The sequence below is a fragment of the Alphaproteobacteria bacterium genome (assembly GCA_016699735.1).
Lineage (GTDB): Bacteria > Pseudomonadota > Alphaproteobacteria > Micavibrionales > Micavibrionaceae > JAGNKE01.
The window spans coordinates 2,278,272-2,300,404 of the sequence record CP065008.1 but is presented as its reverse complement, the minus strand read 5'-3'; the positions used below and the strand labels follow the sequence as shown (position 1 = coordinate 2,300,404).

Below are 22,133 nucleotides of genomic sequence, written 5' to 3'. Positions count from 1 at the left end.
CCCATGCATGAGTTCGAGATTATCGCTGATTATTTCGTGGCGCTCACCATGGGGCGTGAGGAATGCGCGGGGCTGCAGGACGATGCGGCGGTGCTGAAAATTCCTGAAGGTTACGAGTTGGTGGTGAGCAGCGACACGCTGAATGCCGGGACGCATTTCATGAAGGACGAAGCGCCGGAAAATATCGCGCGCAAGGCGCTGCGGGTCAGTCTTTCGGACCTTGCGGCCTGCGGGGCGGAGCCGCTTTCCTATCAGCTTAACATCGCCTATCCGCAACGGCCGCAGGCGGACTGGCTGAAGGCGTTCACCGGGGCGTTGCTCAAGGATCAGAAGGAATTCGGCGTGTTCTGTTCGGGCGGGGATACGTCCTCGATCCACGGGGCGCTGTCGATTTCCATTACGGCGCTGGGGCTGGTTCCGGCGGGTCAGGCTGTGCGGCGCAGCGGGGCGAGGGACGGGGATGCCGTCATCCTCACGGGGGCCATCGGCGATGCCGCGCTGGGGCTGGAGGCGCTTTGGAAGGGGCAGGAGAAGGCCTATCCCAAGGCGGTGGGGCGGCACCGGGTGCCGGAGCCGCGCATCAAGGCGGCTTCTCTGGTTCGCAAGCATGCGCGGGCGGCGGTGGATATTTCCGACGGGTTTCTGGCCGATCTTGGCCATGTCTGTACTGTCTCCGGCGTGGGGGCGGAGATTCATCTCGGCAAGGGTGGGTTGGCGTTTTCCAAGGAGGTTGCGACCGCGCTTGATACAGGGTTCCTCAAGCCCGAGCAGGCGCTGGCGGGCGGGGATGATTACGAGCTGGTTTTAGCGGCGGCGCAAGATCAGGTGAAGCCGCTGATCGCCGGATTGAAAAAACTTGGTTATGTGCCGCAGGTTGTGGGGCGTTTTTCCTCCAAAATCTCAGGGGTGCGTGTTCTTGATGCGGCGGATGAAGAGGTGCCGCTTAAAGCTGTCGGGTGGCAGCATTTTTAGAGTTTAAAAATGTGCGTGGTCCTTATGCATGAAAACGCTCAAGAAGTTCCGCTTTATTGCAAAGGGCTTAGGCCCGTCTTTCACCTTTTATCTTTGCTTGTCAAGATATGCGCGTGGATCCTTGGTTTGGGATTTGTCTTTTTTCTCTTTTGCGCTGTTTATTCTGTCATTTGGGTTATTTACATTGAAACCTATGGAGATTCTTATGCCGCCAAGCGGCTTGATGAAACTGCCAGAGTTCTGGTCAAGGATCATGTAGGCATAGAGAAGTTTAAAATGGAGAGGGTTTGGGTCAGCACCCCAGCTTTTGATGGAGCAGCCGGAAACTGGAGGACTTTACTGGATGACCCTTTCCAGCTTAGCAAGTCCTCTTTGAAGGACTACGAGATTTTGCAGAAAAATGATGTCATCGTTATCAAAGAGGAAGGAACGAGGATAGGGGGATTTTTTGCGACAGATCAGACCGGATACACCTGTTATTTTCGCAAGGGCGTATTTACGGGTTCTGAAACGGTTTGCTTCGAGGGTTCTGTAAGGACATGTTCGGTGAGTTTATGTGTGAAGGAGGGGGAACGTTTGGTCTATGTTGAGGTTGTGCAGTTCCCGTGAAAAATATAAAAATTCCTTAAGTTTTTTCTCCAATTTTATTACTACAGAGATAAACAGAGATGTTTGCACTAATAGTCTTTGTTTTCCTCTGTTTATCTCTGTCGTTATTTTGTAAATGGATTCCGGCCTTCGCCGGAATAACAAGGACAGCACAGACCGCTTCGCGTCTTGGAGTCTTCGCGATTCAAAAGCCACATCTTTGCTGGTCGCTTTGAATCGCAAAGCCGCCAAGGGTTCCGCGCCTTCGTTCTCCGTCTTGCCCTGTTTGTCTGATGTCTCAATACATTTGGATTCCCGCTAGCGCGGGAATGCTGTGAGGGTGTCGCTCGTGCCCTGAAGGCATCCCCGCGTATGCGGGGATCCAGAAAGGCGGCAGGGGTGGATTCCGGCCTTCGCCGGAATGACGGGGACGGGCCGTTACTTTATTATTATATTTTTCAGAATACCCCTGTGACTCCTGTATGTTTCTCCCGATTTCATAACTCTAGCCCTTGCGTTTCGACCCATCAGGGAGTAATTAAAAGGTCTAAGATTGCGGGGTGTTCGCGCCCTTTCCGATGATCAAACGAAGAGACATTTAGAAATGACAAAAATTCTCGTGCCGACCCTGGGTGAATCCGTTTCCGAAGCCACTGTGGCGCAGTGGCTGAAAAAAGAGGGCGAGGCGGTGAAGGCCGACGAGCCGATCGTGGAACTGGAGACCGACAAGGTGACGCTGGAGGTGCCCGCACCCGCCGATGGTGTGATCGTCAAGATCATGGCCGCTGCGGGGCAGAGCGTTGGCGTTGGCGCGGTTCTGGGCGAATTCGAAGCCGGGGCGGTGGCGAATGACAAGGGCAGCGCGCCGAAGGCGGTCAAGGCTGCGCCCGCACCTGCGAAAGTCGCGGCTGCGGACGAGGATGCGAAAACCTCTCCCGCCGTGCGGAAACTTCTGGCCGATAACAATATCGACGCTTCGCAGGTTCCCGCTTCCGGCAAGGACGGGCGCCTGACCAAGGAAGACGTCGAGGCTTTTCTCAAGGGCGGCGCAAAGGCTGCCGCTCCTGCTGCGAAGGCTCCTGCTGCCGCTCCTGCGCCCGCCGCTCCGGTCAAGGCCAGAGAGGCTGGACCCCGCGAGGAAAAAGTCAAGATGACCAAGTTGCGGCAGGTGATCGCCCGCCGTTTGAAGGAGGCGCAGAACACGGCCGCCATGCTGACCACGTTCAACGAGGTCGATATGGGTCCGGTCATGGATCTCCGCAACGAGTACAAGGACGCGTTCGAGAAGAAGCACGGGGTGAAGCTGGGCTTCATGTCGTTCTTCGTGAAGGCCGCGATTCAGGCGCTGAAAGATTTTCCGGCGCTCAATTCCGAGATTTCGGGCGACGAGATCATTTATAAAAATTACTACGATATCGGCGTTGCCGTTTCCACGCCGCAGGGACTCGTGGTTCCTGTTCTGCGCGATGCCGACAGCTTGAGCATGGCGCAGATCGAGGCGAAAATCGCCGATCTGGGCACCCGTGCGCGGGATGGAAAACTGAGCCTTGATGAGATGGTGGGCGGCACCTACACGATCACCAATGGGGGCGTGTTCGGCTCGCTGCTCTCCACGCCGATTTTGAATACGCCGCAGTCGGGGATTCTCGGGATGCACGCGATCCAGAAGCGGCCCGTGGTCTGTCCCAAGACAGGCGAAATCGTGGCCAAGCCGATGATGTATCTGGCGCAATCCTACGACCACCGCATCGTGGACGGCCGCGAGGCTGTCGGCTCGCTGGTCCGCATCAAGCAGGCGATCGAGGATCCGCAGCGTTTGTTGTTGGATGTCTAGAGCTTCGATCGTTTAGCCTGAACGGCGCTGCTTCGCCGCTTATGTACGTTCTGTACACTGCGCTCCTTGTGCCTTGTTCAGTCTAAACGCTATCTGTATCTGATAAAGATAAGGCTTCTTCAATAATTTCAAAAACTTTTATAAAGTTTGAAAAGTCGCTTTCATCACCGTTTTCGCATAGCCAGTTACATATATTTGCTTTCTCATCTTTATTAATACTTTTCCTTCTAGGGATAGCAATTACTCGTCCTCTTTCTCTTCTTTGTGTCTCTTCTTCTATATCAATAAAATCAGGTTTATGGGTTTCCGCTTTATCTATCGCCGCTTCTGGGAATAAGTTTTCTATTCCTTTACTTATGGGATTTGAGCTTATTATTGGTATAATTCTTTTGTAAATATTGTTTCGGTCTTCATCAGTTTTATTCGTATCGCAATCATAAAGTAATACTATTTTTTTGTTTACTAGCTGTGAATCAGACCACTTGTTATCACCCCAAATCTTATCAAGGTTTTTATAGCCACCTCCATCTTTTATATGAATTTTAGATAATAGGTTGTTTTTTTCTAAAAGCTCCGCGGCTTTACTAATGTATTGAATGTCGTGGTTGCCCTCTACAAAAACAATAGGTTTCTGTGATTTCAAGATTTCTGCTTCAAGACTATTCTGAAATTTTTCTGTTTTTATAAATGTTTGATATGCATCTTCAAACTCTGAAAATCTTTCGGTGCTAATGGTATTGCCGTTAGGCAATTCTAGAATTTCAAAACCGTCTTCTCCAAACGTGTTTTCTAAACCTAGCAAGAAAAGAGGCGAATGCGTGGTTATTATGAACTGAACTTGAGGAAATAAAGATATAAGCTGTGGTAGGACTTCGTATTGAAGCTGAGTGTGCAAGTGAGCGTCAATTTCATCGATAATAACTGTTCCGGTAATATTTTCTAAACTTGTCAGAGCGCCACCACTGAGATCAAAGTCTCTTAAAATAGAAAGAAAAAGGTTTAGTAATGCAGTTTCCCCTGTAGAAAGTTGAAATATGTGTGGAACATAGGTCTTTTTTTCCTTCATTATGGACATAACTCGTGATTGACGATTACCTACGCCAAAACGCAGATTTTCATCTTTAAGTATTACACGAAGTAATTTAAGCGCCTCTTCATATACTGTATGTGATGGACCTAGGTATCCTTGAAAAACAGGCATCTGTATAGTTATTTCATTTTCATTCGGAAGAGGGATGTTAATTATCTGTTTTTCATAAAGCTCTCTGTCCAGCACGAGATCAAAAAGCCAATTCATGTTTGCTTTTAATGGAGAGTGACAAATAATGTTTCTACTCGATTTACCCACTATCCTGTTTTTATCAGTATGCTCTGGTTTACTTAACAAGTTGAACTCATTGAGCCAGCTTGGTTCTTCAAATCTATTCGGTGGAAAGTAAAGACTGCAATTTTCATCGACAAATTTTTTAAGTTCATCAGATTTTTGTTCAAAGTTATTTTCTATTATTGAGTTTTGTGCATCTGGAATTTGCGTCCATTCTCTTCTTGCAGGTGTAAATTGGTAAATATCTTCAAAATCTTTTTTAGAGTGACGCAATACCCATTCGTAAAATTCTAGTCCATCACTTATGTGAAGCTTCATAAAAGCATAATTCTGACCAGTAGTAATATAATTAGCACTTCTTAACTTATAAACCTTTCCATCCTCAACTTCTGTACTAGGGTAAATTTTTGCTTTTGTTAACGTAAGTGCGTTTACTAAGTGGGATAAAAAAATGCTTTTTCCGCTCCCATTTTTACCGACAATGATTAATGGCTTTGGTTTTCCAGTGTTATAAAAAGGGAAGTTAATATCCAAATCCTTTAACGGGCCATAATTTTCAATCTGGATCCGCTTAAAATACATTTTTTATTACCTCTTATTTATTTTCGTTATAATACAGGGTTATACATTTAATATTCCAGCGCCTGCTCATCCAACCTCCAAAATCCCTCTCTCCCGCACCTGCCCCAAAGCCTTCAGGCTCCATTCATCGCGGCCCTTGGTTTCATCGCCGATGCGGATGCGCGTGATGTTCGCGCCGATGAGGTTCACGAATTCGCGGGCAGTCGGCACGTGGGCGGAGTATAAAAATTCCGGCTCGATGGTCAGGCCGTAACGCGCCGCCGTAATCAAAGCGCGGTCGAGCGGCTGGAGGGTCAGGCTGTATTTCTCCAGCAGCGGGGCGAGGGCGGCCTCCCGCTCTTCATCCAGCCCGATGGCGCGGTGCGGGCGGACGGTCAGCGCGGCGCGGGAGCCGAGGCGCGTGTGTGCGAATCCCACAACAAACGGCTCGTCCCCGTAACGCTCGTGCGCGTGGGCGATGAGCTTTTCGAATTTCTCTGCCGTCATGTCCTTCGGGCCGATCAGGGTCATCTCCACGGGTTTTTCGACGGGGATGACCGCGCTTTCGGAAATCTCGACCCACGGCTGGATCGTGCGCTTTTCCCGGTTCATTTCCAGCAGGTTCACGCCCGCATATTCGAGGAGTGGGCGCGAGATGCCGTTGAAATACGGCTCCATCTTTTTGCCGAGCGGGGTTTCATGCGCGTGGGAGTCAATATAGACCGTGCCGATACGCGCCTCCGCGATGGATTTCGCGCAGTTGGGGCAGGGCAGGTCGGTGACGTAAAGGTCCGCGCCCTCCGTGCCGGGGGCGTTGAGGATCACGGCGATTTCGGCGTGGACGGTCGTGCTGGCGTTGCCGAGCTTTTCGTCGGGGGCGAATTTTTCCGCGAGGGGGGTGGGCCAGAAATTCGCGTGGCCGCGCTCGAAGTTCGATTTGCCGATATCCTGCCCACAGAGCAGTGCGCCGACCTTATGCACGGGGTGGGTGCTTTTGCTCTCGATCTCCAGAGCTTTTTCCATTTTTTTGAAGGGGTTGGCGGGCATGGCGGGGTTGATGACTCGTTGTCTTTAACTATGGGCTACGATACGGTTTAATGCTTTGTAAATACAGCGTTATTTGTGTTTTTTTGCCAAATTTTACCGAGAAGGAACTTTTTCTTTTCTCCCTAACAAAAAATATGGTAAAGAATATTAAGCTGAACAGCGTAAAATGCGGGATATAATAACGGTTTGGGATGTGGGCGTCTGCTGACAGTTTTTCGCGTATACACAGGTCTCTTGAGGAAATCGAGGGGACTCTTGCCCGTCTGCTGAGCGGCCATAAGCTTCATCTTGATCCTGACACGCGTCATGGGTTGCAATGGATTGAGCAGATTCATGCCTTTTATCCGGGTTCCTACGAGAGAACCTATGACCGCAATCTCGATTCGAAGCCTGAGCTGTATTACATCACCCCGGAGGAACAAAAACTCGGCCAGGATTCCCTGATCCTTCAGGCCCATACGTCCGTGCATCCGCTGCATACGAATCTTGTGATAGCCAAGGACTCGTTCATGCGCGGGTGTTCGCTGTCGTCGATCACCAACGTTGCGGTCGCCGGGGCCGATCCGCATTTCAGGCATCCCGAGGATTTTGGCAAGCTGCATCAGCGGTCGAACAACCTGTTTCTCCACGCCAAGGGGGATATGGTTTCGCTGGCGCAGAGCGTACAGGCGCTCAGGATGATGATGGAGGGCCAGTTTAAATCCGGCCATGCGGTTTTTATCGACAACTCGACCGAGCGATTTACGCCGTTGCTAGAAATGCTGGACCTTCAATACGAGGAAGGCGTGGACTGGCTGAACGACGAGCTTCTCCGGAAGGGCATCAAGGGGCGGCTGGTGGTCAGCGAGGCGCCCAAGGGCGGGATCGCTAAGGTCATGGCGCTGGGCTATCACTTGGGCCGTGATCTCTCCATTCTTCCCCCGCTTTATCAAAGTCTTTTCTTCGAAACGAGCAGTGAAGAGAAAGAGGAGGATATCCAGCGCACGGTCGGGAGGCACAGGCTGGATATGACTGTGCGGCATTCCAATGAGCTTCTCGGGCATAGCCAGCACGCGCCCGAATTGACATGGAGCTTCGGCGGCAATGCGCTGGATAAACTCAAGGCCACCCTCAAGGACAAGCTGGCGGAGCCGTCTTTGGACTCTGAACTGGCCAAGATCGGATTGACACGGGAAACGGCTTTTATCATGGTGGCGGATGGCGGAGAAAGCCTAGCGGATGAGCGTATCCGTGATACGATGACCATGATGCCGGTCCGGCATCTGACGCATCCGTTTTCCGAATTTCCGGGGTCGGAGACCAAGCCCGTGGCGCAGCGCATGGGGCGCAAGGAGGACGGGTACCACAAGTTGAGACAGGCGTTTTCAGAAATGAATGGCCCTGTTGACTTGCGACTGACGGATAACTGCGTGATCCTTGTGGCTCCTTTGGCGCAGAAAAATCCCGATGATCCTGTCTATTATGCCTTCAAGAACAAGGCGAAGATGGAGATCGTCTTCGATCCGAGGCCGGATTACCATATGCACAAAACGCAACGGCATTTCCAGAAGCCGGAAGGTTCGCTTAAAACCGTTGCGGAGATTGAAGAGGATTGCGATCCGTGGATTGCAGAAGGGTTGGCGATTTCCGGGGCCGTCATGCTTCTGGCCCGGGCTGGAAAAGTTCCCAAGAAACCGCTGAACCTGATGAATGATTTCGGAGCGGTCAAAAATATGTCTGTGCTCTGTCCCTGGCCGCTTCCCAAAGGCAGTCCTTTGCCCGATGCGCTGAAAAAGCAGGACTTAAAGCTTGATGTTGTCCCTAAACCCGTCGCCAGCTTCGATCAGGTGCGGCGCACGATCCGGAGTACGCCCGCCTTCTTTTTCCCGCAAGTGCCGCTGGCGGAGGGCGAGAATTTCTGGATGTCCCGCGTTTTCCTGCCCTCAAGCATTTATGTGGCGAAGCAACTGCGCGATCCGTTTGTGAACGGGCATCCGATGGTCATCTATTCGCCGCCGGGCAAGGAGCGCCCCGAAGTCGAGGTTATCTTCGACCATCTCAAAAGGGCGGCGATGGTGACGCAGGATCCGCACCGCCTTTACAACCGGGCGCAAAAAGTCGATAGCGCGGCCCGCTTTATCCAGAATATGAGCTTGTGCCATGTTCCGGTCAGCGAATATGCCAGCAGTCCCTATAAGCCCTTGCCGGAGACCGACCAGCCGATGGTCACGTTTCTGCTCTCGGCGAGTTCTGCCCATCCTGATGATAACGAGGATGCCTACAGCGCCGCAGTGAACTGGGGCTTGAACGGTTACGGGCTTATGAGCGGGATGGGGGCGCAGAACCCGATGGGTTGGCACGTCTTCGGAGGACTGCAGTTGAACCGTGAGGGGTTTGATACGTCCGTGCAGGGTGTCCAGGATCCCTACGCCATGAAAACGGAGGGCTGGCCGATCCGGGAAATGACTGCCTTCAGGGGTGAGGGGCACGCGGTCGTGGCGCCGGATATTTTCGTGCGGATCGAACAGCTTCTTGAACTCCACAAGCTTGCCCTGAATTACCGGATGCCGAAAATCGTGGTGGCGCAGGCGAACGGGATCGGCGGGCTGCAGGAAATCGCGGGCGTTCTTGCGCTTAAGGACGCGGGCGTTCCGGGTATGGAGAATGTCCATATGATTATCCAGAACCGACCGCGGCAGACGACGGCAGGACAGATATACCCCCATGGCGCCCTGATCGATCTTCTTGAGCGGCGCGGCGAAATGGACCAGATTTATGTATGCGAAACCGTGCAGGAGATGATGGGGATCGGTGCCGCCATCACCGGGCGTCCGCTGCGCTATTATCCGGTTCCAATACCTCAGGATACCGCGTTCCCGTTTGAGCCGATCAAGCACGACCATTATTATTGGCTGATGAAGTTTGGCGGACAATCCATCGCTCCCCAAACGACGATCCGGGATGTGTTCGAGGCCGGGGGCATCGATCCGTATGAACGGGTGGAGCCGCAGGAAGACCTTGATATCAGGCTGTAGGCAGGGGAGAGATATAACGAATAACATTACCAAAATCGTCTTCGACAAGCGCACGTTCCGGCCTTCGCCCTTCACGACGCATGACCGTGTTGATCTCGGCAACGGCGGAGGGTCGGCGATTTTACTTTATGATAATGCTGGCGTTCCTCAAGCTGGTGGCAACGAAATTTACCTTCCGGCAACTTTCCGGGGCGTGGCGACCGGGCCCGGAGCGGGCGAGCAGAATACTCTTCATATCGGGCTGAGCGGACTGCGGGCGGACCCGATGATCGCGTTCACGGTCGATCAGCAGAAGGTTTCCGTGCGGGCGGCGGATTATATTCGGGGCTATCTTGATTATGCCGAGACATTGCCGCCGGAGGAACTGGCCAAGCTTGAGGTGGACGAACACGCTCTTGATGAAGTCGAGGAGCGCCGGAGCATCGATTTTTTCCGCGACAAGCTCAAGGGTCTGGTGGACGGGCCGGATGAATTTTTCTTTCAGGTCTACCGCGGGATCGACAACGCGATGGGCGAGCAGCAACGGATGATTATTCTGATGACGGCCGATCAGGACGGGAAAGAGCAACACGGGACTTTCGATCCGCCTAATCCTTAATTTTCCATAGTCAATTTTCCACGAAGACGGGCTTTTCATTCCCGCGCCGCTGTTCTATAACACGGGCACGAAATTTCACCCCTTGGCGGAGGTTTAAGTCATGTCCAATTCATTCGATGTCATCGTGATCGGCGCGGGGCCGGGCGGTTATGTGGCGGCGATCCGCTGCGCTCAGCTGGGCATGAGCGTGGCGTGCGTGGAGAAGCGCAAGACGCTGGGCGGAACCTGCCTGAATGTCGGGTGCATCCCCTCCAAGGCTTTGCTTCATTCCTCGGAAAAATTCGAGGATGCCGCCGTGCATTTTTCCGGCATCGGCATCAAGACCGGCAAGCTGGAGTTGGATCTCAAGACCATGATGAAATTCAAGGACGGGGTGGTGGACACGAACGTCAAGGGGATCGACTATCTGTTCAAGAAGAACAAGATCACGCGGATTGAGGGCACGGGCGAAATCACCGCGCCGGGGAAAGTGCGCGTGGGCCAGGAGACTTACGGCGCGAAGAATATCATCATCGCGACGGGGTCGGATGTCATTACGCTTCCGGGCATACAGATTGATGAAAAACAGATCGTCTCCTCCACAGGTGCGCTGGAACTTCCCGCTGTGCCGAAATCGCTGATCGTCATTGGCGGCGGCGTGATCGGGCTGGAGCTTGGCACCGTGTGGCGGCGTTTGGGCGCTTCGGTCACGGTGGTCGAATATCTCGACAATATCCTGCCCGGTATGGACATGGACATCCGCAAGGAGGCGCTCAAGATCTTCAAGAAGCAGGGGATCGAGTTCAAGCTGTCTTCCAAGGTTACGGGTGCGAAGACCTCCAAGAAGGGCGTCGATCTGACTGTCGAGCCTTCCGCTGGCGGGAAGGCGGAAACGCTTTCGGCTGAAGTCGTTCTTATGGCGATCGGGCGCAAGGCTTATACCGACGGGCTGGGGCTGGATGCGGTCGGCGTTGCGCGTGACGAGCGCGGGCGGATTGCGGTGGATTCGCATTTTGAAACGAACGTGAAGGGCATCTTCGCCATCGGCGATGTCATAGCGGGGCCGATGCTGGCGCACAAGGCGGAGGATGAGGGCGTGATCCTCGCCGAAATTCTCGCGGGGCAGAGCGGGCATATCGACTATAATTTGGTTCCGGGCGTGGTCTACACATGGCCGGAGGTCGCCAACGTGGGCCAGACCGAGGAGCAGCTCAAGGCGGCGGGCGTCGAATACAAGGCCGGGAAGTTTCCCTTCATGGCGAACGGGCGGGCGCGGGCGATGGGCATGACCGAGGGGTTTGTGAAAATTCTCTCCTGCTCCAAGACCGACCGCGTTCTGGGCGCGCATATGATCGGGCCGAATGTCGGCGAGCTGATGGCCGAGGTCGTGAGCGTCATGGAATTTCAGGGCACGGCGGAGGATATCGCCCGGACCTGCCATTCGCACCCGACGCTGAGCGAAGTGGTGAAAGAGGCCGCGCTCGCGGTGCATAAGCGGCAGATACATATGTAGTCTGCATATAATATTTAATTATTTTTTTATGATAAAAAATAGCCTTTCTGATGAAGAAGTGGACCTCGTTAAAAAGGTTATACAAGTAGTTCGCCCGCTTCTTGGTAGGGGAGCGAGGACACGTTTGGGCGTCTCTGAAGAATCGAGCAATCATATTTTGGATCAATGGCCACATATTGATGATTCCTCGGACTCTTCCGATGAGTGTGTTCTTATCAATAACTCACTCAATGAAATGATAAATGGTATTCGAATTTCAGATGAGGACGTCCAAAAACTCATCGGGGTTAATAAAGAAACACTAAAAAGCATCTATAAAAAATGGGCTAAAGCGCGAGGCTGGAATAGAACGGGGATCATGTGAATACTGAGCTTATCATTCAAACCGGATGGTTTTATTCTCAAGCGGATGAAGCACATTTTTTTGAATGGCTTGAGTCTATAAAATGTGTGCTGAGTTTTGAAGGCCGGGGCGCTGGCGGGCTGCGGCACCGGATCGTGCACGAGCTGGCCGTTCTTCATGACCGTCACCCATGCGCCGTCGGGGGCTTCGGCGAGGCGGCGCATCGCGCTGGAGTCCGGCATATCCACCACGACGCAGGTCAGCTTGCGGGCATCGAAAAGCTGCGTGGGCAGTTTGGTGGGGATGATCTGCTGCGAAACGAGGTGTTCCTCCGGCGTGCCGGAGGCCGGAGTCTGCTTTGCCTTGTCCCAGTCGATCCTGAAATCCTTGCCGACGGCGTCGCGGATCATTCTGATGGATTTTGCTTCCGCGACATCGTTGTTGGGGACGAAGGCGCAGATATCGTCCGCCGAGGGTTTCGTGCCGTTGAAGGCGATGACCGTGTGCGTGGGCCAGGAGGCGAACGGGGTGATATAAATATTCCGCAGGCTGTTGCGGTATTCGGCGATGTTGAGCAGGGTCATGGTCAACTCCTGCCGCGCGGGGTTGAAGGCGGCATGGTTGGCGGATACGGTCAGGTACTTTTCCAACTGGCCAAGCTTGACGAACTGGACGTTCGGGTATTCGGTTCGCAGCGCCTCCAGTTTCTGGCGGTCCGCGTCGCTGAAGGTTCCGGCCTTGATCCCCTTGTTCTGCGTGACGCCGTTGAGGTAGTTGTCCAGAGGCACAGGTTGCGGCGGCGGCGGGGCGGTTTGCGCGTCCACGTCCGTGCCGTTCATGATCATAGCGAAGGAAAAGGCCCGTCCCAGCGCGGACCAATAATCCTGTTTATTCACTTTATCCCCCAACCTCATATTCAATGCCTTTAATTTAACACGGGTTTTTCCTGTGCTGCAAACAGTTTAGGGAGAATAAAGCAATATTCTTTCAAAATACCGTTTGTTTTCAAAGATTTCTGGCGTTTTAGAGTGGGAGGTTTTATTCTTGAAAGACAAGTAATTACGAAACGCACTGGTAAAAAGGAGTGATGTTTATGTCCGGTAATAATTTTGATGATCGTTCTAAGTGGCCCGTTGAAGGCGGCAAATCTTTCCTCGCGGACTGGGAAGGGACAGGTGCCCAGATGCAGCAGGGCGGCGAGGCGGCTCCGCAGGCGGATGCTCAAAGAATTGAAGTTACGGGCGGCACCGAAGTCGCTGTGGAGATTCCGATCACCCATGTACAGCCATCCACCGCTTCCAGAACGGCGCAACCTTCGACCACTGCCCAAGAGCCCGGCACATGGGACGACTGGCATCTCAGCCAGGATATCGGCTGAGTTTTTTCCGGGAGTCTTTCCATGAGAGAGTTTGGTTATTGGTCTAAGAGTACGCCGGAAAAATCAGATAAAATCGGTGCCGGGACTCCTGCGGAGGCTCCGGCTGCTGTCGGTAAGAGCAGCGGTACTGGCCCCAGGCGTTTGGTGGGCGATTTCGGCGACTGGTTCGGGAGGAATGCTGACGAGACGGCTGACATCCTCGATGGTAAGCCTCCGGTTGCCGGAGGCGAAAAAGGTAACGGCGGATACAATCCCGACCGGAGTCTTCCCGTTCCTGTTTCTTCTGGCGGCGGGCTGGGCAATGCCGAGCTTGTGACCGGAACGGCGGGCACGGGAGTCCGCACCGGGGATGAGGGATGCGAGTACGACTCTTTTCGTCCCGGCGGGCGGGATTTTGGATTGTCTTCGCAGGGCGGTGCGGCTCGTCCCCCTGGATCTTCAGGTCAGTGGGATCTGGCCGGCGACGGCGAGGAGCACGAACACGCGCACAATACCCTCGGCTAGGGTGCTCCGGTCGTTCCTTGTGAAGTCTCTTACGCCCGCGGGTGCGCGGCCTTGTAGATTTTCAGCATTTCTTCCGCGTTGATTTCCGTGTAGCGCTGCGTTGTGCTCAAGGATGCATGGCCGAGCAGTTCCTGTATTTCCCTTAAATTCGCGCCGTTCTGCAGAAGATGTGTGGCGAAGCTGTGCCGCAGGGCGTGCGGGGTCGCGTTCTCCGGCAGGCCGAGCAGGCCGCGCACCTCGCGCATGGCCCTTTGTGCAACGCCCTGATTGAGGCGGCCGCCTCTGGCGCCGATGAAAATGGCTTCGCCCTTTTCCGCCGGGACCGGGCGGGCAGCGATATAATTCCGCAGGGTCTTATCCACCAAAGGCAGGACGGGCACCTGCCTTTCCTTCCGGCCTTTACCGATGACGCGCAGGAGGCCGTCGCGGGGCAGATGTTCGGTGTTTAAAGACAGCGCCTCGTCGATCCGCAGGCCGCAGCCGTAAAGCAGCATAAAGAGCGCCATGTTGCGGGCGCCGATCCAGTCCTGTTTTTCGGCGAGCCCTGCGTTTTCGATCACCGCGCGGGCCTGCTGCTCATGCAGGGGGCGGGGGAGTTTGTGCGCCTGTTTGGGGGTGCGGACGGTTTTAATCGCGGCGTTGTGCATGACTCCCTGTTTGTCGAGCCAGCTCAAAAAATTCTTGATGCCCGAGAGCGAACGGGCGCGGGAGGCGTTCGAGGCGCCCTCCATCGCCTTGCGTGACATCCAGGAACGGAAATCGCGCAGCGAAATTTCCGAGAGGTCGTTCAGGCCGGGATTCTTTCCCAGATGTTCGAACAGGAAGGACACAAAATGCCCGACATCGCCGCCATAGGCGCGCAGCGTGTGGCGCGAGAGATTCTTTTCGACGCGCAGCCATTCGCCCCATTGGTTGAGTTTTTCCGCAAGGTCGGCGGCGCAGAGGGCGAGGATTTGCGGTTTGATAATCAGATGTTCAGCCATATGCGGAAGCAGCGCTCGATGACCCGCGCCAGAAAACAAATCTGGTCGGTGGCCTGTCCCTCCTGAAACAAATGCGGGTCGCGGCTGCCGAAGGCGATGATGGCGGGGGGCGTGTCCATGGAGATATCGACGCGCAGCAGAATCTGGGAGCGCACGAGGGTCGCGCCGCCGCCGTAAATTGCCTCGATGCCGGAGATATCCTCCTGCAGCATCACATTTTTGCCCTTCATCCAGCGGTCGATGGTGCCCTCGGGGACGATTCTAATGCCGTTTTGATGGACGTGGGGGATTTCACGGCTGCTGGTTTCTACGACCAGAACGGAAATGTCGACGTCGAGAATCGAGGTGATATCCAGCGTGATGGTCTGGATGAAATCCTCAAAACTGTTGGCCTCCAAAAGGCACAGCACGGATTTATGAATCCGCTGCTGGTTGTTCATGTTGGAGCGGGCGTTCTCGATGAATTCCTTGGTGTTTTTTTCGAATTCCTGCTTGTCGGCCTTCAGGCGCTCGATCATATAGGTCTGGAAGTCGGCGAGGCCGCGGCCCTGCACCTGCGCGGGGGGGATCAGGAGATCACACGCCTCGGGGTTTTTCTGAAGAAAATCAGGGTGTTCCTTCAGGTAGCGGAGGATTTCATCCGCGCTGATTTTCGGGGGGGCCGTAAGCGTATTTTTGGTTTCTTTCATCCCCTCATGGTACCACAGGAAAACCCTGTCCGGCACTTGTTTTCCGGTGTTTTTCACAAAAGTCTTTTTTCCATTTTGCCGAAAATTCAGGTATACTAATATTCGGAAGGAATGTGTGGCGGAGAATGAGTATACGGTCCTCCAAGGACTTGAAGCGTGAGCTTTTAAAGCGGGCGATACGGGAGGGGCGCGGCCCCGAGATGATCCTGCTCATCCAATGGACGAACGCTCGGATCAAACATGAATCCGAACGCGATTGCGGCGATCTCAACAAATTCGAGGACGATAATTTCGCGCAGCCCCGCTGCGTGCGGATGCTCAATTTGCTCGCGGCGCTGGAGGGGCAGGGGGTGCGGTTTACGGATTCGGACCTCTCGCGCCTGTCGGAGACGACGGGCGGGAGCGTGCATTAGTATTCTGCAATTCCATCATGCTTTCCGCAGGGGCATGGCCTGATCCGCTCTGGCGATAAAATCCGAATAGCGCGGATGGTCGTAACAGTGGTGAACGAAGGATTTCAGATGCCACTTCTTGCGATAGGGCCGTGCGTGAAGGTGGTACGCCGGCGTAATTTTCCGGTTTGGGTTCGCCGCATTATATTCATCCACCGCCAGCCTCTCGCCCATATACTCATTCGTCAACGATAGTTCGTTGCCCAGGATATCATCAAAATAGCACCGAACACGCGGGATGAGATTCGAGGGATCGGTCTCAAAAATTTTAAGCGCCGCCTTGGTGGAGGAGTACAGGTCCACGTCAAAGAAAATCGCGCCCACGGGAGCGGGGGAATAGTCCTTGTAAAACGTGCTGAGCGTATCGCTCACATTTCCAATCACCAGCTTTGATTTTTTCAGCCGCGATTTCAGCAGGTCGATGTCCATGGTGAAAAGGCCTGTTTTCCATTGGTGCATGACATCCCGATAATCCTGCAGCGGGGGAAGGCCCGTTGCCGTGTCGAATCCGTAAATCTCGAAATTGATGCCGAGCAGGCGGCTGAGCCTTTCTGTGTGCCGCTCGATGCACACGAGGCCGTTCCCGCCCGCCACGCCGAACTCGATCACGCTGATGGTTTTGTGCCCCAGAGCGAGGGCTTGTTGCGCGGCATTAAAAAGCGCGTAGGCATAATGAGGGCGATCCTGAAAGAGAATCAGGAACGGCGATTTGTAGAAGGCGCGGTGATATTTTTTCATAGAAGGATATTAGACGAGCGCATCAATCTGTCAAATTGCCTCACAAGATACTCTGCCCGGTCTTTTTCCAATCCTCAACAAATGCGGCGAGGCCTTTATCCGTCAGCGGGTGGTTGTAAAGCTGGCGGATCACGGCGGGCGGGCAGGTGCAGACATCCGCGCCCATTTTCGCGCTTTCGGTGATGTGCAGCGGGTTGCGGACGGAGGCGACCAGAACCTGCGTGTGGAAGTCGGGGTAGTTATTATAGATCGTGCAAATCTCCGCGATCAGGTCGAGGCCCGTCGCGCCGACATCATCCAGCCGTCCCACGAACGGGGAAATAAAGGTCGCTCCGGCTTTGGCGGCGAGGATGGCCTGCGCGGCGGAAAAACACAGGGTGACGTTGACCATCGTTCCGGTATCGGTCAGTTCCTTGCAGACCTTGAGGCCCGCCGGGGTGAGGGGGACTTTGACCGCGATATTGTCGGCAATTTTCCGCAGAACTTCGGCCTCCTTTCGCATCGTCTCGTAATCGGTGGCGGCGACTTCGGCGCTGACGGGGCCGGAGACGATCTCGCAGATTTCCTTAATGAGGGGGATAAACTTTTTGCCCGACTTGGCGATGAGGGAGGGGTTGGTGGTCACGCCGTCGAGCAGGCCTGTGGAGGCCAAATCCCTGATGTCGTTGATATCCGCGGTGTCCACGAAAAATTTCATACGCTGTCTCCCTCAAAGGCGTGTGTGACCTTGCCTATTGGTAAGCGGATCGGGGGCGGTTTTCAAGGTTGAAGTTTCAGAATTCGGCGGCGGGGCGGTTATCGATTCCGGCTTCCGGCACATAGGGGCCGAGTGCGTCACGGGTCTTCAACACGAACATGGCCAGACGGTCCTGCTTGTCCAGAAGCGCCTGTTTTTCAGGTGAAATGGCAAAGGTTACGGCCAGAATGTCTCTTGATGCAGGCGGAAGATTTTCGATATCGGGCGGGCCGAGGGGCAGGTCGCCCGTCCGAGCCATGAGGCTATTCTTGGCCACATATGCTATGCCCGCGTCGCGGACCAGCGTTTCCACAGCTGCGCGGGAAACCCTGATTTTCGGATCAAATGTCCCGGCCATGTGCATCGCCTGCTCGACGCTGAGGATGGCGCCCACGAATCCGGCTTCCTGCTCGTTCATGGGACGGGCGGAGGAGAGGCCATCCTCGACGAATTCCGCGATTTCACCCCAGCGGCGGGCGATGAATGCGTTGCTTCTTTTTGCCGTGTCGAATTCATCGATCACGCAGAGGGTCAGGTCTTTGCGATCGATATCCACGGTCGCGGGGAAGGACGGAGTTTCGTCTTGTCCCCACAATTTTGAGAAGGCTTTCTTTAAAGAATCCGGTATGAGTTTCATGTTTCTTTTCCTTATCAATCCATTGCGTAAGAGTCGCCGGGTTGCTGGCCGGGTTTTTCGAACCAGGGGGCAAACTCCTGCTGTATGTTTCGTTGGGCAGCTTGAAGAATTTCAAGAGCCTTGGCGTTATCCGAGCCGTTGGCATGAAGAGACGAACTGTTCCTGAGTCTGTTGATCGAATAACTCAGATGATGCAGCGTGTATTCAAGGCCATGTATGGTGTTTTCAGGAACCTGGACCGGGCCTTCGCCCTCTCCGGCCTTGCTCAGCGCGATGGCCAGACCGATCATATGCGTTCTGAGCATATACGGGCCGCTGGCGTCGATGGCCGTGAAATCGTAGCGGTTGACGTCGGTCAGAAGTTCTCCGAGTTTCTCCCAGCCGACGGCGGCTGTGTTGCGGGTTTTTGCGTCAATGCCCAAATCCTCAAGAAGCGGTTCGACAACGGCTTCGAGGTGCTCTCTGGGGATCATGACCATGTTCTTGCCTCCATAGGGCGCAAACAAAGGCACAGCCTTGAAGTAAAGCGTGTCTATATTGCCAGGCGTGTCCGGGTGGTTTCTTTTGTCGCCGGGTCTGTAGGTGCGGTGCTTGAGGATGTGCAGGGGCGTTTCGCATTCCGCGAGCAGGTCGATTTCCTGCGCCGGAAGGCGGATGAACGGCTCGAAGTTTCCGGTTTCACGGATGATCTGCGCGATATGCGCCATGGCGTTGACCGCATCGGCCGCTTTGTGGAGTTCTTCCTTTTCGGTCATCATTTTCGTGCCGCCCAGGATTCTGTCCGCGCAGGCGTCCCAGTAGCGGGCCATGGTCAGGCTGGGCATTCTTTTGCCCCAATTTTCGATGGAGTCGTTGGTGACGAAAGCCTTCAAGTCCTGCCGGTCCACATCGTAATAGACCGCGGGCGGCTTCTGCGGTGGACCGCCGTGCATCAGGCGTGTGAACGCATCACTCAAACTCTGCTTTATGTTCCTGAAGCGTTCACTTATCATGCTGGCTCTGGTAAAACTTTTTTCTTATCAGGGCAGTTTAGTCACTTTATGCGTTGAGGGCAATAGGGTTATGAAAATAGCAATCATCGGGGGCGGAATTACAGGGTTAACCACGGGGCTGGCGCTGCAGGAGGCGGGTTGCGCGGTTCATATTTTCTCGCGGGATCCCTTCGAAAAGATGACGTCCTATGCGGCGGCGGCGACTTCCTATCCCTATGCTGTTGAAGACAGTCCGCGCAGCCGTGCCTGGTATCTGCGAAATGACGAGATTCTGGTTTCGCTGATGGATGATCCGGGGGCCGGGATTATCTGGGTGAACTGGAAAAAATGCACGCTCGATCCACATTTTGAAATTCCTGAGATGTATATGCGACTGCGCGAGGCGCGGGTGATCGGGCCGGATGAATGCCCGCTCGGGTATCTGAAAGGGGTGCAAGCCAAACTTTTGCTGATGCACGTGGGGCGGTATTACGGCTTTCTCAAGAAAAAATTCGAGGCGGCGGGCGGCATCTTCACTCTGCGCGAAATTAAAGGTTTTTCCGAGCTTGAGAGGGATTACGATCTGATCGTCAATGCGACGGGGGTTTATGCGCGGCAGTTTGTGAATGATGAAACGATTTACCCGATGCGCGGGCAGGTGGTCATCATCAAGAATCCCGGCGTGAACTTCCATTTCGCTTCGTTTGAGGGGAAGAATTATTTCTATCCGCGCATCGATGAAATCCTGATCGGCGGGTCGGCGGAGGTCGGGGAGTGGGATTTGACTCCGAATGATGAACTTACCCGCGAGATTCTCGGGTGGGCGGCGACGCTCGATCCCTTGCTGAAAAATCCCGAGATCGTGAATGTCCGTGTTGGGCTGCGGCCCATGCGTCCGCAGGTGCGGGTGGAGCGCGACGAGAAGTCCTGCGCGGTTCCCGTCATCCATAATTACGGGCAGGGCGGCGCGGGGTATACGCTGGCGTGGGGCTGCGCGTTTGCGGCGCGTGATCTGGCCCTGGGCAAAAAAGGCGAGCGGGCCGCATGAGCCGGACTGTTTCCGTTCTGGTTCCCTATCCTGTCGATAAAGCTTACGACTATCTCGTTCCTGCGAATGTGCGGGTGCAGGCCGGAGATTATGTTACCGTGCCGCTGGGCCAGCGCGAGATTACGGGCGTGGTCTGGGGGGCGGGGACGGGTGAGGTTGCTACTGAAAAACTCAAGCCGGTCATCGAGCGGCTGAATCTTCCGCCGATGCCGGAGATCCACCGCGATTTTATCGACTGGGTGGCCGCCTATACGCTTTCGCCCAAGGGTTCCGTTCTTAAAATGAGTCTGAGTGCACCGGGGGCGTTTGCGCCGCCGAAGCCCGCGACGGGCTACCGGTTGTCCGCGTATGCCAATCCCGATGCGAAGGGACTGAGCGATGCGCGAAAAAAAATTCTTATGCTGATGCAGGACGGGCAGGTGCGGCGGGCGGCGGAGATCGAAGCCATGACGGGGGCTTCGGCTTCTGTCGTCAAAGGGCTGGCTGAAAAGAAACTTCTGGATGAGGTCGAGCTGTTGCGCCCTTACCCTTGCACGCATCCGGGGATCGACCGTCCGGGGCCGGACCTCTCGGCGGCGCAGAAGGGCGCTGCGGAGATTCTAAAATCCCAGATCGGCGCAGGCGCTTTTAAAGCAACATTGCTGGATGGTGTGACGGGGGCGGGTAAGACCGAAACCTATTTCGAGGCGGTGGCGGAATGTTTACGCAAAGGGCAACAGGTTCTCATTCTCTTGCCGGAGATTGCGCTTTCGAATGCGTTTCTCGATCGGTTCCGTTCGCGCTTCGGATGCGATCCGGCGCTCTGGCACTCGCATCTGACTCCGGCGCAGCGGCGGCTGGCGTGGCGCGGGGTGGCGGAGGGGGAAACGCAGGTCGTCGTCGGGGCGCGGTCGGCGCTGTTTTTGCCCTATGCCGATCTCGGCCTGATCGTCGTCGATGAAGAACACGATCCGGCCTACAAGCAGGAGGACGGGGTGATTTATCATGCCCGCGACATGGCGGTGGTGCGGGCGCATCTGGCGAAGATTCCGGTCGTGCTGGTGTCCGCCACGCCCTCCCTTGAGACCGCCCATAATACATGGGCGCCGCCGGAGGGGACCGGGCGCTATGGCGTTCTGCATCTCCCTGCGCGTTATGGAGGGGCGAGTTTGCCGGAGATCAAAGTGGTGGATTTGAAAGAGGATCAGCCGGAGCGGGGATGTTTTCTTTCTCCAACTCTTTTACAGGCGATGAAAGAGACGCTGGCGCAGGGGGAGCAGGTTCTGCTGTTTCTCAACCGCAGGGGTTACGCGCCGCTGACACTGTGCCGGACGTGCGGACATCGGTTTGAGTGCCCGCGCTGCACGGCGTGGCTGGTCGAGCATAAAAAGAGCGGGCGGCTGCACTGTCATCATTGCGGCCATCACGCCCCGGTCCCGAAGACCTGCCCGGAGTGCGGGGAGGCGGACTCGCTCGTGGCTTGCGGTCCCGGCGTCGAGCGGATTTACGAGGAAGTCACGCATATGTTCCGCGATGCGCGGACGATCGTTCTGGCCAGCGACACAACCGAGAGCAACGAGGATTTACAAAAGAAACTCGCCGCGATCCGCGATCATCAGGTGGATATCATCGTGGGGACGCAGATCATTGCCAAGGGTCATCACTTTCCCGGCCTGACGCTGGTGGGCGTTGTCGATGCCGATCTGGGGCTGAACGGCGGCGATCTGCGCGCGGCGGAGCGCACGTATCAGCTTCTCCATCAGGTTGCGGGGCGGGCGGGGCGTGAACAGAAAAAAGGTCGTGTGTTTCTGCAAAGCTGGATGCCGGAACACCGGATCATGAAGGCGCTGGCGGAGGGTAAGCGCGACGAATTTCTGCTTGTCGAGGCGGCGGAACGGGCGGAGGCGCATATGCCGCCGTTCTCGCGGCTGGCCGGAATTATCGTGGCGGGGCGCGAGGAGGGGCAGGTGATTGAACTGGCACGGGCGCTGGGCAAGACCGCGCCGCAGGGTATGAACGAGAAGGGGCAGCGTATTCAAACGCTCGGTCCGGCTGCGGCGCCGCTGGCGCGGTTGCGCGGGAAGTACCGCTACCGCCTGCTGGTGCGGGCGGACCGGGCGCTCAATATCCAGAAAACCATCGCCGAGTGGGTCGGTGGGCATAAAATCCCCGCGAATATCCGCGTTTATGTGGATATCGACCCGCAGGGGTTTTTGTGATAGCTCTAGGATTTTCAAGCTTCCTT

General features: G+C 55.1%; 20 protein-coding genes. 11 read left to right on the top strand and 9 right to left on the bottom strand.

What is annotated here, in order from left to right:
• The first annotated feature begins 3 nt into the window (after positions 1-3).
• The 3 genes from thiL (at position 4) to odhB (ending at position 3,394) form a co-directional block, all read left to right on the top strand.
• Positions 4-972 carry a thiamine-phosphate kinase gene (thiL, locus tag IPN28_11435; GenBank protein QQS56859.1) on the top strand — a complete coding sequence of 323 codons (969 nt, stop codon included), beginning with the start codon at positions 4-6 and terminating at the stop codon, positions 970-972.
• Between the two features lie 24 nt (positions 973-996).
• Positions 997-1,581 carry a hypothetical protein gene (locus IPN28_11430; GenBank protein ID QQS56858.1) on the top strand — a complete coding sequence of 195 codons (585 nt, stop codon included), beginning with the start codon at positions 997-999 and terminating at the stop codon, positions 1,579-1,581.
• Positions 1,582-2,164: 583 nt separating this feature from the next.
• Positions 2,165-3,394 (top strand): 2-oxoglutarate dehydrogenase complex dihydrolipoyllysine-residue succinyltransferase, encoded by a 1,230-nt coding sequence (gene odhB / locus IPN28_11425; GenBank protein QQS56857.1) that lies wholly within the window; start codon positions 2,165-2,167, stop codon positions 3,392-3,394.
• A gap of 82 nt (positions 3,395-3,476) precedes the next feature.
• Here the strand turns inward: odhB and IPN28_11420 are convergent, their stop codons facing one another.
• Both IPN28_11420 and IPN28_11415 read right to left on the bottom strand, forming a co-directional pair.
• Positions 3,477-5,300: an AAA family ATPase gene (locus IPN28_11420; GenBank protein ID QQS56856.1), complete on the bottom strand. Its 1,824-nt coding sequence runs from the start codon at positions 5,298-5,300 to the stop codon at positions 3,477-3,479.
• 66 nt (positions 5,301-5,366) lie between these two features.
• Complete coding sequence (locus tag IPN28_11415) at positions 5,367-6,326, bottom strand: hypothetical protein (GenBank protein ID QQS56855.1); 960 nt, start codon at positions 6,324-6,326, stop codon at positions 5,367-5,369.
• A gap of 191 nt (positions 6,327-6,517) precedes the next feature.
• Here IPN28_11415 and IPN28_11410 point away from each other — a divergent pair, with 191 nt between their 5' ends.
• The 3 genes from IPN28_11410 to IPN28_11400 all read left to right on the top strand — a co-directional run bounded on the left by IPN28_11410 (position 6,518) and on the right by IPN28_11400 (position 11,430).
• Positions 6,518-9,340, top strand: coding sequence for a hypothetical protein (locus IPN28_11410; GenBank protein ID QQS56854.1), 2,823 nt, complete (start codon positions 6,518-6,520; stop codon positions 9,338-9,340).
• The gene (locus IPN28_11405; GenBank protein ID QQS56853.1) at positions 9,297-9,938 is read left to right on the top strand and encodes a hypothetical protein; all 642 of its coding nucleotides are present in this window, start codon (positions 9,297-9,299) and stop codon (positions 9,936-9,938) included. The genes IPN28_11410 and IPN28_11405 overlap by 44 nt, the downstream gene beginning before the upstream one ends.
• Before the next feature lie 100 nt (positions 9,939-10,038).
• A complete protein-coding gene (locus IPN28_11400; GenBank protein QQS56852.1) occupies positions 10,039-11,430 on the top strand; it encodes a dihydrolipoyl dehydrogenase in 1,392 nt (463 codons plus the stop codon).
• A 312-nt stretch (positions 11,431-11,742) separates the two neighbouring features.
• Here the strand turns inward: IPN28_11400 and IPN28_11395 are convergent, their stop codons facing one another.
• Positions 11,743-12,669 (bottom strand): hypothetical protein, encoded by a 927-nt coding sequence (locus IPN28_11395; GenBank protein ID QQS56851.1) that lies wholly within the window; start codon positions 12,667-12,669, stop codon positions 11,743-11,745.
• Between the two features lie 197 nt (positions 12,670-12,866).
• On the opposite strand from IPN28_11395, the gene IPN28_11390 reads away from it, so the two are divergent.
• Together IPN28_11390 and IPN28_11385 are read left to right on the top strand one after the other, a co-directional pair.
• Positions 12,867-13,151 (top strand): hypothetical protein, encoded by a 285-nt coding sequence (locus IPN28_11390; GenBank protein QQS56850.1) that lies wholly within the window; start codon positions 12,867-12,869, stop codon positions 13,149-13,151.
• Between the two features lie 21 nt (positions 13,152-13,172).
• Entirely contained in the window at positions 13,173-13,655 is a 483-nt protein-coding gene (locus tag IPN28_11385; protein QQS56849.1) for a hypothetical protein, read from the top strand.
• A 29-nt stretch (positions 13,656-13,684) separates the two neighbouring features.
• Here IPN28_11385 and IPN28_11380 read toward each other — a convergent pair whose 3' ends face one another.
• Positions 13,685-14,638: a tyrosine recombinase XerC gene (locus IPN28_11380; protein QQS56848.1), complete on the bottom strand. Its 954-nt coding sequence runs from the start codon at positions 14,636-14,638 to the stop codon at positions 13,685-13,687.
• A complete protein-coding gene (locus IPN28_11375) occupies positions 14,623-15,327 on the bottom strand; it encodes a DUF484 family protein (protein ID QQS58621.1) in 705 nt (234 codons plus the stop codon). The genes IPN28_11380 and IPN28_11375 overlap by 16 nt, the downstream gene beginning before the upstream one ends.
• Positions 15,328-15,452: 125 nt before the next feature.
• On the opposite strand from IPN28_11375, the gene IPN28_11370 reads away from it, so the two are divergent.
• Positions 15,453-15,740 carry a hypothetical protein gene (locus IPN28_11370; GenBank protein QQS56847.1) on the top strand — a complete coding sequence of 96 codons (288 nt, stop codon included), beginning with the start codon at positions 15,453-15,455 and terminating at the stop codon, positions 15,738-15,740.
• A gap of 15 nt (positions 15,741-15,755) precedes the next feature.
• Here IPN28_11370 and IPN28_11365 read toward each other — a convergent pair whose 3' ends face one another.
• The 4 genes from IPN28_11365 to IPN28_11350 all read right to left on the bottom strand — a co-directional run bounded on the left by IPN28_11365 (position 15,756) and on the right by IPN28_11350 (position 18,882).
• Positions 15,756-16,517: a hypothetical protein gene (locus IPN28_11365; GenBank protein QQS56846.1), complete on the bottom strand. Its 762-nt coding sequence runs from the start codon at positions 16,515-16,517 to the stop codon at positions 15,756-15,758.
• 40 nt (positions 16,518-16,557) lie between these two features.
• Positions 16,558-17,214: a fructose-6-phosphate aldolase gene (gene fsa / locus IPN28_11360; protein ID QQS56845.1), complete on the bottom strand. Its 657-nt coding sequence runs from the start codon at positions 17,212-17,214 to the stop codon at positions 16,558-16,560.
• Between the two features lie 76 nt (positions 17,215-17,290).
• Positions 17,291-17,890: a hypothetical protein gene (locus tag IPN28_11355; protein ID QQS56844.1), complete on the bottom strand. Its 600-nt coding sequence runs from the start codon at positions 17,888-17,890 to the stop codon at positions 17,291-17,293.
• 14 nt (positions 17,891-17,904) lie between these two features.
• Positions 17,905-18,882 carry a hypothetical protein gene (locus IPN28_11350; GenBank protein QQS56843.1) on the bottom strand — a complete coding sequence of 326 codons (978 nt, stop codon included), beginning with the start codon at positions 18,880-18,882 and terminating at the stop codon, positions 17,905-17,907.
• A 70-nt stretch (positions 18,883-18,952) separates the two neighbouring features.
• On the opposite strand from IPN28_11350, the gene IPN28_11345 reads away from it, so the two are divergent.
• Both IPN28_11345 and IPN28_11340 read left to right on the top strand, forming a co-directional pair.
• A complete protein-coding gene (locus IPN28_11345; protein ID QQS56842.1) occupies positions 18,953-19,909 on the top strand; it encodes an FAD-binding oxidoreductase in 957 nt (318 codons plus the stop codon).
• Positions 19,906-22,107 (top strand): primosomal protein N', encoded by a 2,202-nt coding sequence (locus IPN28_11340; protein QQS56841.1) that lies wholly within the window; start codon positions 19,906-19,908, stop codon positions 22,105-22,107. Before IPN28_11345 ends, IPN28_11340 begins: the two co-directional genes overlap by 4 nt.
• Positions 22,108-22,133: the final 26 nt, after the last annotated feature.

Bases quoted from the DNA above. Each gene is read 5' to 3' on its own strand.
- thiL (QQS56859.1), top strand. From the start codon at position 4: ATGCATGAGTTCGAGATTATCGCTGATTATTTCGTGGCGCTCACCATG.
- IPN28_11430 (QQS56858.1), top strand. From the start codon at position 997: ATGCATGAAAACGCTCAAGAAGTTCCGCTTTATTGCAAAGGGCTTAGG.
- odhB (QQS56857.1), top strand. From the start codon at position 2,165: ATGACAAAAATTCTCGTGCCGACCCTGGGTGAATCCGTTTCCGAAGCC.
- IPN28_11420 (QQS56856.1), bottom strand. From the start codon at position 5,300: ATGTATTTTAAGCGGATCCAGATTGAAAATTATGGCCCGTTAAAGGAT.
- IPN28_11415 (QQS56855.1), bottom strand. From the start codon at position 6,326: ATGCCCGCCAACCCCTTCAAAAAAATGGAAAAAGCTCTGGAGATCGAG.
- IPN28_11410 (QQS56854.1), top strand. From the start codon at position 6,518: ATGTGGGCGTCTGCTGACAGTTTTTCGCGTATACACAGGTCTCTTGAG.
- IPN28_11405 (QQS56853.1), top strand. From the start codon at position 9,297: ATGAACGGGTGGAGCCGCAGGAAGACCTTGATATCAGGCTGTAGGCAG.
- IPN28_11400 (QQS56852.1), top strand. From the start codon at position 10,039: ATGTCCAATTCATTCGATGTCATCGTGATCGGCGCGGGGCCGGGCGGT.
- IPN28_11390 (QQS56850.1), top strand. From the start codon at position 12,867: ATGTCCGGTAATAATTTTGATGATCGTTCTAAGTGGCCCGTTGAAGGC.
- IPN28_11385 (QQS56849.1), top strand. From the start codon at position 13,173: ATGAGAGAGTTTGGTTATTGGTCTAAGAGTACGCCGGAAAAATCAGAT.
- IPN28_11380 (QQS56848.1), bottom strand. From the start codon at position 14,638: ATGGCTGAACATCTGATTATCAAACCGCAAATCCTCGCCCTCTGCGCC.
- IPN28_11375 (QQS58621.1), bottom strand. From the start codon at position 15,327: ATGAAAGAAACCAAAAATACGCTTACGGCCCCCCCGAAAATCAGCGCG.
- IPN28_11370 (QQS56847.1), top strand. From the start codon at position 15,453: ATGAGTATACGGTCCTCCAAGGACTTGAAGCGTGAGCTTTTAAAGCGG.
- IPN28_11365 (QQS56846.1), bottom strand. From the start codon at position 16,517: ATGAAAAAATATCACCGCGCCTTCTACAAATCGCCGTTCCTGATTCTC.
- fsa (QQS56845.1), bottom strand. From the start codon at position 17,214: ATGAAATTTTTCGTGGACACCGCGGATATCAACGACATCAGGGATTTG.
- IPN28_11355 (QQS56844.1), bottom strand. From the start codon at position 17,890: ATGAAACTCATACCGGATTCTTTAAAGAAAGCCTTCTCAAAATTGTGG.
- IPN28_11350 (QQS56843.1), bottom strand. From the start codon at position 18,882: ATGATAAGTGAACGCTTCAGGAACATAAAGCAGAGTTTGAGTGATGCG.
- IPN28_11345 (QQS56842.1), top strand. From the start codon at position 18,953: ATGAAAATAGCAATCATCGGGGGCGGAATTACAGGGTTAACCACGGGG.
- IPN28_11340 (QQS56841.1), top strand. From the start codon at position 19,906: ATGAGCCGGACTGTTTCCGTTCTGGTTCCCTATCCTGTCGATAAAGCT.